This window comes from Streptomyces sp. NPDC051561 (genome assembly GCF_044454195.1).
Classification (GTDB): domain Bacteria; phylum Actinomycetota; class Actinomycetes; order Streptomycetales; family Streptomycetaceae; genus Streptomyces.
Genome location: NZ_JBITDM010000001.1, coordinates 720,234 through 731,928 on the forward strand (window position 1 = coordinate 720,234; position 11,695 = coordinate 731,928).

The 11,695-nt window shown below is 70.9% G+C and carries 15 protein-coding genes; 5 read left to right on the forward strand and 10 right to left on the reverse strand.

What is annotated here, in order from left to right; all coding sequences use genetic code 11:
- Positions 1 to 180: 180 nt before the first annotated feature.
- Positions 181 to 495: a hypothetical protein gene (locus tag ACIA73_RS03290; RefSeq protein ID WP_399436518.1), complete on the forward strand. Its 315-nt coding sequence runs from the start codon at positions 181 to 183 to the stop codon at positions 493 to 495.
- Between the two features lie 49 nt (positions 496 to 544).
- Here ACIA73_RS03290 and ACIA73_RS03295 read toward each other — a convergent pair whose 3' ends face one another.
- Positions 545 to 1,285, reverse strand: a complete 741-nt coding sequence (locus ACIA73_RS03295; protein WP_399436519.1) for a class I SAM-dependent methyltransferase — start codon at positions 1,283 to 1,285, stop codon at positions 545 to 547.
- 171 nt (positions 1,286 to 1,456) lie between these two features.
- Positions 1,457 to 1,756, reverse strand: coding sequence for a hypothetical protein (locus tag ACIA73_RS03300; protein WP_399436520.1), 300 nt, complete (start codon positions 1,754 to 1,756; stop codon positions 1,457 to 1,459).
- Between ACIA73_RS03300 and ACIA73_RS03305 the strand changes: the two genes are divergently transcribed.
- Positions 1,749 to 2,183, forward strand: coding sequence for a carboxymuconolactone decarboxylase family protein (locus tag ACIA73_RS03305; RefSeq protein WP_399436521.1), 435 nt, complete (start codon positions 1,749 to 1,751; stop codon positions 2,181 to 2,183). The genes ACIA73_RS03300 and ACIA73_RS03305 overlap by 8 nt on opposite strands.
- Before the next feature lie 16 nt (positions 2,184 to 2,199).
- On the opposite strand, the gene ACIA73_RS03310 is transcribed toward ACIA73_RS03305, so the two are convergent.
- The 3 genes from ACIA73_RS03310 to ACIA73_RS03320 all read right to left on the reverse strand — a co-directional run bounded on the left by ACIA73_RS03310 (position 2,200) and on the right by ACIA73_RS03320 (position 5,125).
- Entirely contained in the window at positions 2,200 to 2,742 is a 543-nt protein-coding gene (locus ACIA73_RS03310; RefSeq protein WP_399436522.1) for a DapH/DapD/GlmU-related protein, read from the reverse strand.
- Between the two features lie 34 nt (positions 2,743 to 2,776).
- Complete coding sequence (locus tag ACIA73_RS03315; RefSeq protein ID WP_399436523.1) at positions 2,777 to 3,553, reverse strand: class I SAM-dependent methyltransferase; 777 nt, start codon at positions 3,551 to 3,553, stop codon at positions 2,777 to 2,779.
- A 93-nt stretch (positions 3,554 to 3,646) separates the two neighbouring features.
- Positions 3,647 to 5,125 carry an MFS transporter gene (locus ACIA73_RS03320; protein ID WP_399436524.1) on the reverse strand — a complete coding sequence of 493 codons (1,479 nt, stop codon included), beginning with the start codon at positions 5,123 to 5,125 and terminating at the stop codon, positions 3,647 to 3,649.
- A 192-nt stretch (positions 5,126 to 5,317) separates the two neighbouring features.
- Between ACIA73_RS03320 and ACIA73_RS03325 the strand changes: the two genes are divergently transcribed.
- The gene (locus tag ACIA73_RS03325) at positions 5,318 to 5,989 is read left to right on the forward strand and encodes a TetR/AcrR family transcriptional regulator C-terminal ligand-binding domain-containing protein (protein WP_399436525.1); all 672 of its coding nucleotides are present in this window, start codon (positions 5,318 to 5,320) and stop codon (positions 5,987 to 5,989) included.
- Between the two features lie 20 nt (positions 5,990 to 6,009).
- Here the strand turns inward: ACIA73_RS03325 and ACIA73_RS03330 are convergent, their stop codons facing one another.
- The 3 genes from ACIA73_RS03330 to ACIA73_RS03340 form a co-directional block, all read right to left on the reverse strand.
- Entirely contained in the window at positions 6,010 to 6,864 is an 855-nt protein-coding gene (locus tag ACIA73_RS03330; RefSeq protein WP_399436526.1) for an endonuclease/exonuclease/phosphatase family protein, read from the reverse strand.
- 14 nt (positions 6,865 to 6,878) lie between these two features.
- Entirely contained in the window at positions 6,879 to 7,424 is a 546-nt protein-coding gene (locus ACIA73_RS03335; RefSeq protein ID WP_399436527.1) for a YceI family protein, read from the reverse strand.
- A gap of 81 nt (positions 7,425 to 7,505) precedes the next feature.
- Complete coding sequence (locus tag ACIA73_RS03340; RefSeq protein ID WP_399436528.1) at positions 7,506 to 7,979, reverse strand: carboxymuconolactone decarboxylase family protein; 474 nt, start codon at positions 7,977 to 7,979, stop codon at positions 7,506 to 7,508.
- A gap of 164 nt (positions 7,980 to 8,143) precedes the next feature.
- On the opposite strand from ACIA73_RS03340, the gene sigJ reads away from it, so the two are divergent.
- Entirely contained in the window at positions 8,144 to 9,088 is a 945-nt protein-coding gene (gene sigJ, locus ACIA73_RS03345) for an RNA polymerase sigma factor SigJ (protein WP_399436529.1), read from the forward strand.
- 201 nt (positions 9,089 to 9,289) lie between these two features.
- Entirely contained in the window at positions 9,290 to 9,487 is a 198-nt protein-coding gene (locus ACIA73_RS03350; protein WP_399436530.1) for a DUF5708 family protein, read from the forward strand.
- 43 nt (positions 9,488 to 9,530) lie between these two features.
- Here the strand turns inward: ACIA73_RS03350 and ACIA73_RS03355 are convergent, their stop codons facing one another.
- Together ACIA73_RS03355 and ACIA73_RS03360 are read right to left on the reverse strand one after the other, a co-directional pair.
- Positions 9,531 to 10,328, reverse strand: coding sequence for a response regulator (locus ACIA73_RS03355; protein WP_399436531.1), 798 nt, complete (start codon positions 10,326 to 10,328; stop codon positions 9,531 to 9,533).
- Positions 10,325 to 11,566, reverse strand: coding sequence for a sensor histidine kinase (locus ACIA73_RS03360; RefSeq protein WP_399436532.1), 1,242 nt, complete (start codon positions 11,564 to 11,566; stop codon positions 10,325 to 10,327). Before ACIA73_RS03360 ends, ACIA73_RS03355 begins: the two co-directional genes overlap by 4 nt.
- Between the last annotated feature and the right edge of the window lie 129 nt (positions 11,567 to 11,695).

Consider the following 11,695-nt stretch of genomic DNA (forward strand, 5'->3'; position numbering starts at 1 on the left):
CGTCGCCCTGGGGCCCGCCCCAGGTCAGCCGATCGTGAGTTCACCCACGCACCTGGGGGAAGTCATCGTGCGCCGCATCGGCATCATCAAAGTGGTGAGGCGCTCAGCGCCTGTGTCTGAACCCCGGCCGGGCGGTGGACGCGGACCGGGTCGTGGTCAATGTGATGTCCGGTTTCCCCAATGACGAGCTACGTCAACTACTGGGCACCCAGTCGGAGTTTGGTTCGGGCGATCCCGCTGCCCTCGATACGCGAACGCCGCTCGGGGACGGAGACCTGCCCGTCCCACCCGGTCGTGGACGCCCTCTTCGAGCGGCTGGGCGGTGCGCAGCCGGTCCCGGACGAGGCGGCCTTCAACGTTTTCTCCGCGCTGACCGGAACCCTGACCACCCACTACGCGTACCTCGCGACCCTCACCTCCTGGGCCGTCGGTCAGGGCATCGCCCCCGCCGACGCCGATCGCAAGGCCCTCGACGGCCTCCTCGCCGACCTGTGAGCCGCAAGAGCTACCGGAAGAGTCATAGGAACCACCGGCCCAGCCCGTCTCAGACCCGGCATCGCAGCATCTCGAACGGCGGGTTGGCACGGTAGTCCGCCCAGAAGTCCGCGCCGAACTCCTTCAGCCCGGCCTGCGACACCTCCAGCCGCACCCACTCCACCTCGCTGAATCCCGCCGCCCGCAGCGAGTTCTCGTGGGCGTCGCGGCTCGGCAGGGTGGCGAGGAAGCTGACCGGCGGGTCGAGCAGGGCCGTGGTCCGCACGCGGGGCCCGATCTCGGTGCTGTCCTCGGTCAGTTCGCTGCGGAATCCGTACCGCTCCGGCGAGGGCCCCTCGAACCGGAAATCGGGCGACTGGTTGAGCACGAAGAACTCACCGCCGGGCTTCAGGCTCCGGTGCGCGTTGCGGCACATCCGCTCCATGGTGGCGGCGTCCTGGGCGTAGTTGAGCATGTGGACCGCCACGGCGATGTCGAACTTGCCGTCCAGGCCCCTCAGTTCGGCCACGTCGGCGACCTCGTAGCGCACACCGAGCGGGTCGCTCTCCTCCAGCACCCGGGCCACCGCGACCATTTCCCCGGATATCTCGACCCCGAGCACCTCCGTGGCGCCGCGCCGCTTGAACTCCCGGCTGTAGAAACCGGTCCCGGAGGCCAGGTCGAGCACCGACCTGCCCGTCACGTCCCCGACCAGTCCCAGGAAGCCCGGCACTGCCACGTACTGTTCCAGCGGCAGCCCCTTGAAGCCCTCGTACGCCTCGCCGATCTCGTCGTACTGCTGGGTACCCATGGCGCCGTCTCCCTCGTCCGTGCTGTGTGGTGGCTGTGTGGTGCGTGGTGCGTCCGCACCTCGTCCGTCGGCAGTCTCTCCATACCCGGGCGCCCCGCCGTATTGGCAGAAGCCACAAGATGCGGACGCCGCCCCGGTCCTGGCGCACAACCGAAAGCACGGACTCCCTGGTCAGCGGTGCAGTGCCGTCTCCCGCTCCATCCGCGACAACTTCTCCGGGTTGCGTACGGCGTAGAGCCCGGCGACCCGGCCGTCGACGACCCGTACCCCCACCACCGCGTCGATTCCGCCGGCGCCACGCAGGATCAGCGCCGGGCAGCCGTTGGCCTGCGCCTGGCCCAGCGACACCGCCCCCGCGAGCCTGCTCAGCACCCGGGCCACCTCGTCGGCACCCACGATCGGCGCCAACGCCGCCCGCACCACTCCGCCGCCGTCGGTCAGCAGCACGACGTCCGGCGCGAGTATGTCCACCAGCCGCTGGAGATCGCCGGTCTCGACCGCCCCCCGGAACGCGTCCACCGCCTCCCGGTTCTCCTTTGCCGAAACCGCCCCGCGCGGCTGCGGCTCCTGCCTCGGCTTCCACACCAAGGACGCCGCGGCCGCCGACGAAACCGCCCTCCGTCTCCACCTCACCGCCACCTGGCGCGAGTCCACCGTCTTCACCGACGCCGAACGCGCCGCCCTGGCGCTCACCGAGGAGGGCAGCCGCATCGCCGACGCCCACCACGGCGTCTCCGACGAGACCTGGGAGCAGGTCACCAAGCACTACGACGACGACCAGATCGCCGCCCTGGTGTACCTGGTCGCCATGATCAACGCGGCCAACCGGCTCGGCGTGATCGTCCGTAACAAGGGCGGCGCCTACGAGCCGGGAATGTACGCCCAGCTGTCCAACTGACGGTGCGACACCGTCGTCACCACTGCCGCTGCACGGTCGCCTTGGCACCGGTCACCAGGGTCGCGGCCGGCACGTCGTCGGCCACGACCGCACCGGCGGCGATCACCGCGTCACGGCCGATGCTGACGCCGGGCAGGATCGTGGCACCGGCGCCGATCCAGACGTTCTCCGCGACGTCGATGGGCGCACCGGTGAGGTACAGCTTCCGCTCCGCGGGGTCGACCGGGTGGCCGCCGGTGATGAAGGTGACCTTCGGGCCGATCATCGTGCGCTCGGCGATCCGGATGCCGGCGTAGTCCAGGAACGTGCAGTTCTGGTTGATGAACACCCGCTCGGCGAGTTCGAGCCGCAGGCCGTGGTCGGTGAAGAAGGGCGGGTAGATCGTGACCCGGTCCGGCAGCGGCTTCCCGAGGATCCGCGCGAAGAGTTCCGCCTTTCCGGCCTCGTCCTCGAAGGGCAGCGCGTTCAGCCGGGAGGTGAGCTCGGTGACCCGCAGCACCCGCTCCGACATGGCCTTGAATTCGGGGCTGTGGATGCGCATGAGGCGGTTGCTGGGCATGTGGAGGGCTCCAGGTGGGAGGTGGGGACACGGGTCAGGACGGCCCGGCCCTCCGTGCGAGGTGGACCGTGATGTCGGCGGTGACCTCGACCGTATCGGGCAGGACCCGGGCGATGTCACGGAATACCTGGGCGCGGTCCGCGTCAGCGAGTACGAGGTAGGCCGAGACGGTGGAGAGGTGGCCGAGGTAGTCGGCGGCGGTCATGGTCAAGTGGCGTGGGATCAGGGCCTGTTGTACGTCGGCGAAGTGCTCGCACTGCCGGAGTTCGGTGCCGGGCCACTCCATGCCGCAGCCCGAAGGCGTGCCGTCCGGGGAGGGGGCCCGGGCGCTCTCCAGGACTGGGGCCCCGGCCGCCCGGACCGCTTCCTCCAGGTCCGGGTCGGCCGGTTCGACCGGTCCGCCGAAGCAGGCGAACACACCTCCCGGTGCCAGGAGTTGGGCCATCCGTGACCACCGCCCCGCCGGGTCCGTCCAGTGCAGGGAGGCGGCCGCGTAGATCAGGTCGTACCGTTCGCGCCCCTTGGGTCGTACGTCCTCGAAGGCGGCCCGCACCGTCGTCACCCCGGCCGGTACGTGCCGGCGCAGTTCGGCGAGCATGGCCTCGTCGGGCTCGGTGGCGGTGACCGCGATCCCCCGCCCGGCGAAGAGGCGGGTGGCCTTGCCGGTGCCCGCACCGATCTCCAGGGCGGTGCGCGGCGGGCGGCCCGCGTACGCCGCCACCGTGTCGAAGAGTTCCTGGGGGTAGCCCGGCCGGAACTGTTCGTAGGCCTGGGCAATGGCCCCGAAACTCAGCGCGCGTCCAGATGTCATGCCGGGCATCCTCACATGGTGAAGGGGTGCTGTGGCCGGGGTTCGGACACGGGCTCTGAAGGGGTGCTGTGGCCGGGGTTCAGGCACAGGTTCTCAAGAGCGGGGCGCCTTGCGGTTCCGCAGGAAGAGGGCCGCGAGAGCCACTCCGAGCAGTACCAGCCCCGCGTTGACCGCGATCGCGGTGGTGACGCCCTGGTGGATGGCGGAGGCGGTGGTCGCTCCGGCGGTGGTGGCGGTGACGACGGCTGCCATGACCGGGGTGCCCATGGTGATGCCGACCTGCTGGGACATCGAGGCGAGGCCGGTGGCCAGGCCCTGTTCGGCGTTGGGGAGCCCGCTGGTGGCGGTGACCATGAAGCCCACGATGACCAGCATGTTGCCGATGCCGCCGAAGAAGGTGGCGGGGAGCAGCAGGGCCATGGCGGCGGTGGTCGTGGTGCCGAGGAAGAGGAGGGCTGCGGTGAAGACGGTCTGGATGACGCCGCCGGTGACGAGGACGGTGAGGGTGGACGTGCGGGCGATGAGCCTGGGGGCGAGCAGGCCGCCGACGACGGTGCCGATGCCCAGGACTCCGAAGGAGATGCCGGCGGTGAGCGGGGAGAAGCCGAGGGTCTTCTGGAGGTAGAGGGTCAGGAGGTAGACCAGGGAGGTCTCGGTGACGAAGGCGAGCAGGCCCGCGACGTTGCCCCAGGCGACGTTGCGGCGGCCGAGGGTCTTCAGCGGGACCAGCGGCTGAGCGACCTTGCGCTCGATGAGGAAGAACGCGGCGAGGAGGACGACTCCGGCACCGAGCCCGGCGAGAGCGAGCGGGTGGGTCCAGCCGTACTCGCCGGCCTGGGTCAGGCCGTAGACCAGGCCGAGCAGCCCGAGGGTGACGGTGAGGGCGCCGGGCAGGTCGAGCTTGGGGCGGGCGGCCGCGTCGGGCACGGACTCCTTGATGACGGCCGGGGCGATCAGGACGACGGCGAGCGCGACGGGCACGTTGATGAAGAACGCCCAGCGCCAGGAGAGGAGTTCGGTCAGTACGCCGCCCAGGATGGCGCCGGTGGTGAACCCGGCGGACATCAGCGCGCCGTTGATGCCGAGCGCCTTCTGCCGGAGCGGGCCCTCGGGGAAGGCGGTGGTGAGGAGGGAGAGCCCTGCCGGGGTGGCGGCGGCGGTCGCCAGGCCCTGGGCGACACGGGCGGCGAGCAGCACTTCGGGGGTGGTGGCCAGGCCGCCCACCAGTGAGGCGGCACCCAGCAGGGCGAGGCTCCCGATGAAGATCTTCTTGCGGCCGACCAGGTCGCCGATCCGGCCGAAGAAGAGGGTGAATCCGGCGGCGGAGAGCGCGAACGACGTCGCGATCCACTGGAGATGGGAGAGCGAGAAGCCGAGACCGTCGCCGATCGCGGGCAGCGCCACATTCAGGATCGAGAAGTCGACGGCCAGCATGAACTGGGCGATCAGCAGCACGGCCAGGATGAGCTTCAACCTGCCGGTCAGGCGCGGGGGTTGGGGCTCGGTGGCGGTGTGGGAGGCGGCCCCGGCGGGGTGGTCGGTCGGCCGTGGCGCGGTCTTCGTTACGGACATCTCGAAGCTTCCTCTACGGGTGCGGGGGTACGGACGTGGACCTGGAACCACCCTCTCTAATGGGTCTGTGGTTCCGTTACGTCGATGAAGTTAGCACGCGCTCGGCCGTAAAGGAACTGTGGTTCCGATAAGATGGGGCGTGGCCCCGCGCCCCGCCCTTTTGAAGAAGCGCCACTCGAAGAAGGAGCCCCCGTGTCCGGTCCCTCCAGCCCGTCCGGTCCCTCCAGCCCGTCAAGCCCGTCCGGCCCCTCCGACCCCTCCGCCCCCGGCACCCAGCGCCCCGGCGGCCGTACCGCCCGTGTCCGCGAAGCCGTACTGGAGGTCGCGGGCGACACGCTCGCCGCCGACGGATTCGCCGCCCTCGACCTCGGCGAGGTCGCCCGCAGGGCCGGTGTCGGCAAGACGACCGTGTACCGCCGTTGGGGAAACCCGGGCGCTCTGGCCGCCGACCTGCTGACCGACATGGCGGAACAGTCACTGCCCCGAACCGACCACGGCACCCTGCCCGAGGACCTCAGGGCCAACGCCCGCCTGGTCGTCGCCACCCTCACCGACCCCCGGCAGAGCCGCCTCTTCAAAGCCCTGATCGCCGCCTCCCTCTGCAACGACCAGGCCGCCGAGGCCCTGCACCACTTCTACGAGGTCCGCATCGAGGAATGGGCCGGCTGCGTACGGGACGCCGCCACCCGGGGCGAGATCCCCGGCACCACCGACCCCCACTCCGTGGTCGCCGCCGTCTCGGCCCCCCTCTACTACGCCTTCCTCAACACCGGCCGCCCCCTTACCCCCTCCGACGCGGACCGCGCCGCCGACGCGGCGTGCGTGGCGGCGCGGGAGGGGGTGTGGGCGGGCGCGACGGCGTAATGGACCGTCGAACGCGGTGGTCAGCTGCCCGCCGGACGCTTCCCCGCCACCGGATCCGCCCCCACCTCCAGATCCACCACCACCCCGTAGTGATCGCTCGCCCACACCCCGTCGACCGGCTTGTCGAAGGCGAGGCGGGCGTCGCGGACCCGGGCGCGGGCGCCCGGATGCGCGTGGGGGGAGCCGACGAGGACGTAGTCGATACGGCGGTGGTGGTGGGGCTGGCGGATCAGACGGTCGATGTCCTCGGTGGCGTTCGGGTTGGCGGCGGTCCAGGTGTGGCCGGGGCCGGAGCCGGCGATTTCCCAGGCGTCGTGGAAGTGGGTGCTGCGGCCGGAGAGGGACTGGCGGCCGGTGAGGAAGCGGATGCTCGCGGCATCGGGGCCGGCGTTGAAGTCTCCGGCGATGACCGTGGGCAGGGCCGTACGGTGCCGGGAGTCGAGGTCCGCGAGGGCCTGCGCCTGACGCTCCCGTACGGCCTCCGCGCCGGGGCGGAACGACAGGGTGGGAGCGATGAACAGCACCTCCCCCAGCCCCTCCAGCGGAACCCGCGCCGCCAGGGTCAGCCACGGAACGTCCGGGGCGTCCGCGCCCCGCTGATCGAGGACCTCGGTGACGCGGTGCGGCCACCTGGTCGCCACCGCCGTACCTCCGAACCGGTCCACGTACGGCGGCTGGACGGCGGAGGTCTGCGACTGATGGGTGCCGTGCAGTGCGGTGCCGTCGAGGAGGACGGGCAACTGGTCGGGCAGCACCTCCTGGAAGGCCACCAGGTCCGGGGCGAGCCGCCGCAGTCCGGCGTTGATCAGTGCGGTGCGGGCGGCGGCGTCGCCCCGGGTGTTCCACACGTTCAGGGTCAGGACGCGCAGATGCATGGGTACGGGACTCCTCAGGCCTGCCGGACGGCGACCGCGTCGAACTCCAGGCGCACCTTCGGACTGACCAGGGCCGTGGTCGTGGCGTTCCAGTTCACGTCCCAGTCGTTGCGGTTGATCAGGGCCCGCCCCTTGAAGCCGACCAGGTAGCGGCCCTGGGGATCGGTCTCGCCGCCGGTCAACTCGACGTCCAGGGTGACCTGTTGGGTGTGGCCGCGCACGGTCAGGCCACCGGTGACCTTGAAGTGGGTGGCGTCGACCTGCTTCACCCGGGTCGTGGTGAAGGTGAGCGCCGGATGGGTGCCGGTGTCCAGGAACTTGCCGCGCAGCAGTTCGTCGCGCTGCGGGTTTCCGGTGGTCAGGCTCTGTGCCCGGACGGAGAGCCAGGCGCTCGACCCCTCGGGGTGGCCGCCGTCCAGCTGCGCGCCGCCCTCGAACTCCTCGAACTTCCCCGGCACCTTGCTGGCCATCGTGTGCTTGGCCACGAAGCCGATCCGGGTGTGGGCGGCGTCCAGGACGTACTCGCCGCTCAGCGTGGAGAGTTGGGTGATGGTGGACATGGGTCGCTCCCTAAGTGGGGGTGAGGTACGGACGTACGGCGGAAGGGGCCCCGCCGGAGCAGGGCCCCTGGTGCGGGCCGGTCAGCCGAACTGGCCGGGCTGGTAGTCGCCGGCCGGCTGCTGGACGATGACGTTCAGCCGGTTGAGGGCGTTCATGGTGGCGATCAGGCCGAGCAGGGCGGCCAGTTCGTCCTCGTCGTAGTGCTTGGCCGCGTTCGCCCAGACCTCGTCGGGTACCCCGCCCGCGGCGTCCGCGATCCTGGTCCCCTCCTCGGCCAATTCCAGGGCGGCACGCTCGGCGTCGGTGAAGACGGTGGCCTCGCGCCAGGTCGCCACCAGGTGCAGCCGTACCGAGGACTCACCCGCGGCGGTCGCGTCCTTGGTGTGCATGTCGACGCAGAAGCCGCAACCGTTGATCTGGCTGATGCGCAGTGCCGTGAGCTCCAGCGTCGAGTCCGGCAGCGTCGACGACCTGAGGGACATACCGGCGGAGACGAAGTGCTTCACGTACTTGGCACCGATGGGGTTGGTGTGGAAGTTGAGACGGGCGTCCATGGTGATCTCCTGCGGAACGGGTGAGTACGGGATCGTGTTCGACCCACAGCAGTACGACGAGGCAGCCCGCGAGAATGTGAGGGGCCCGCTCCGACCTCACATTCCGGCGCCCTGTCTCGTCGTAACGGAGAGACAACCGACGCGCCCGAGGGAGCAGCCACACCATGAGGACCCCGTCCGACCAGCCCGAACAGGGCGCGGAGCCGCTCGATCCGGGCCTGAGCGCGATCATCAGCGAGCGCCGGCAGCTGATCAACCTCGCGTACCGGCTGCTCGGTTCGCTGGCCGACGCCGAGGACGTCGTACAGGAGGCGTACACCCGCTGGTACGCGATGTCGCGCGCCCAGCAGCAGGCCATCGACTCCCCCGGTGCCTGGCTGACCAAGGTCGCGGGCCGCATCTGCCTCGATCTGCTCGGCTCGGCGCGGGCCAGGCGGGAGAGTTACGTCGGCGAGTGGCTTCCTGAGCCCCTGCCGGACCGGGCGGAGTGGGCCGGTGGGCGGGCGGACGGCCGGGCGGCGGACCCGGCGGACCGGGTGACGCTCGACGAGTCGGTGAACATGGCGTTCCTCGTCGTACTGGAGGAGATGACTCCGGCGGAGCGGGTGGCGTTCATCCTGCATGACGTCTTCCGGTACTCCTTCGCGGAGGTCGCCGAGATCGTCGGGCGCACCCCGGCGGCCTGCCGCCAGCTGGCGACCTCGGCCCGGCGACGTATCCGCGAATCCCACACGCCCCCGGCGTCCCCCGCGGCCCAGCACGCAAAGGTCGTCCGCTCCTTCAAGCAGGCCTGGGAGGCCCAGGACATCGAGGCCCTGGTCGGCCTGCTCGACCCCAATGTCACGGGCTTCGCGGACGGCGGCGGGCTGGTCGCCGCCGCGATCCACCCCGTCATCGGCAGCGAGGAGATCGCCCGGTATCTGCTGAGCGTCACCGCGGTCCCCGGCCTGACCATCCTGGAACGGTCGGTCAACGGCCGCCCCGGCCTGGTGACCCAGCTCGACGGCGCCACCGTCGGGGTGCTCGCCTTCGAGATCCTGGAGGACCGGATCACGCGCTGCTGGGCGGTCCGGAACCCGGAGAAGCTCCGGACGTGGACGACGGGCTGAACGTTTCCGAAGCCTGGTCGAGCCCTCGCCGCAGTACGTCGAAGGATGCAGCGGGGGCTCGTCCGTGCGGGCGATGATCCACCGGTCCCCCCGCTCCTACGATGAAGCCGATCCCCCAAGTCGGCCCGCACCGGGCGTCGCACCGCTGTGCCGTGCCCGTGTGCCGTGCCCGTAGGAAGTCCGTAGGAAGAAGGTCCAGCGATGAGCCGTGGCACCAAGAACCTCGTCGAAGGCGCAGTGACCCTGCCCGTCGGCCTGGCCCTGTATCTGTTCACCGACGACGTCAAGGTCCTGTTCTTCGACCTCACCAAGGTGGGGGTGGTGCTGATGTTCGTGGGCGCCGCCATGATGGTCACCGGGCTCGTGCAGAGGGTGACGGCGAGCCGGATCAGCAGGTGAGCGGGGTGCCGTCAGCGGCCGGGCGCATGGTGACCGCGCGGCATCAGGGCGCCCCGTCGGCCGGCATACGGGCGGTGACCAGGCCCGATTCATAGGCCGCGATGACCGCCTGGGCACGGTCTCGGACGTCGAGCTTGTCGAAGATGCTGGTGATGTAGTTCTTCACGGTGGAGACGCTGAGGTCCATGGCGCGGGAGATGCCGGTGTTGTCGAGACCGGTGGCCATCAGACGCCAGACCTCGACCTCGCGGGGCGTGAGTTCACCGGAGCCGGAGCCGGGCCCCGAGCCGGTGGTGGCAGGGGCAGGGCGTGCGGGGCCCCGCGTCCGTACATACGTGGAGATCAGCCGGGTGAGCAGGCGCGGCGCGACCACCGCCTCGCCCGCGTGAACGGTGCGGATCGCCGCACCGAGGTCCTCCGGGGAGCTGTCCTTGGGCAGGAATCCGTACGCTCCGGCGCGCAGCGCACCCACCACGTACTCGTCCATGTCGAAGGTGCTGAGTGCCAGCACCCGGCAGCCGGGGAGGGTCGCGGCGAGTTCCGCGGTCGCGGCGACCCCGTCCATGACGGGCATCCGGATGTCCATCACCACGACATCGGGGCGCAGTTGACCGGCGAGGCTGACGGCCCTGGTGCCGTCCTCGGCCTCTCCGACCACCTCGAAGGACGAGTCCGGGGAGAGGATCAGCGACAGTCCGCGCCGGACGAGCGGCTGGTCGTCGACGATCAGGACTCTGATGCGGGGCGACGTGTGCTCGGCCCCGGTTGTCGTCGTGGTGCCCGGCTCGGTCGTCGGTCCGGTCATCGGCTCAGGCGGCGGCTCGGTCGTCGGTCCGGTCATCGGAGGCCTCCCTCGTACTGGACGGCCGCCGCGGCCGCCTCGTTCTCCGCCAGCGGCAGTTCGGCCCGTACGGCGAATCCCCCGTCGGCCCGCGGGCCCGCGGTGAGCGTCCCGCCGTGCAGGGCGACGCGCTCCCGCATACCGATCAGCCCGTATCCGGCAGGCTTTCCGGGCGGTACGTCGTCCAGTGGCGGCGCACCCCCGCCGTCGTCCCGCACCTCGACGCCGACCCGTTCCTGACCGTATGTCAGCTGTACAAAGGCGTGGGCGGCGGGCCCCGCGTACTTGCGGGAGTTGGTGAGGGCCTCCTGGACGATACGGAACAGGGTGAGCCCGAGGGCCGGCGGCAGCGGACGCTCCGGCCCGTGGACGGCGAACTCGGTCGGCAGCCCGGCCAGCCGCGACTCGGCGATCAGCCGGCCGAGGTCGGCGGTGCCGGGCTGGGGCTGCGCGGGGGCGTTGTCGGATCCACCGTCTTCGCCGCCACGAGCACCCTGGCCACCTCCGCCACCTTCGTCACCTCCGCCACCTTCGTCATCGGTCCGCAGGACATCGAGGAGTTGGCGCATTTCGCTCAGTGCGAGACGACCGGAGGACTCCAGGGTGATCAGGGCGTCGCGGGCCACTTCCGGGCGGGCCAGATTGGCGCGGGCGCCGCCGGCCATCAGCTGCATGGTGGTGAGGTGGTGGGCGACGATGTCGTGCAACTCCCTTGCGATACGGCGTCGTTCGTCGGCCACGGCACGGTCGGCGAGGAGCCTGCGGTTGGCCGCCACCTCCTGCTGCCAGCGGTTGATGGCGAGGGCGGCACCGACGACGATCAGGGTGGTCAGGGGCGCCAGGAGGACGTCCTGCCAGGGCGGAATCCGGCCACTGCTGCGTCCGAGCAGGGTCAGCCACACCGTGGTGACGGACCCCACCGCCGCGAGCGCCGTCACCCGCTTCGAACAGGCCCTGGCCACCGTGTACAACGCAACCAGCAGAACCGCACCGAAGTGGCTGGGCAGCGGCACCACCAGCGTGGCGATCGCGTCGAGCACCAGTACGGCGACGAGCACCGCCACCGGGTAGCGGCGCCGGGCGAGCAACGGCAGCGCGGCCACCGCGACCAGCAGCACCCCGGCCGCGCTGACGGCGTACCGGCCGTCCGGGTCGTCGAAGAAGACGTAACTGAGCAGGTTCATGGCACAGGCGCCGCCGGTGACGAGGGCGTCGTTGTGGCGGCTGCTACTGGGCATCTGCGTGTTTCTCCTCGCGTACCGGCCTCGCGTCCCGGCCTCGCGGCCCCCGGGAAAGGGTTGCACAGCAACTGCCAGAACCAAGGCCGGGTTCAGGACCGGGGCCGGGACCAGGACCGGCCGGGACCA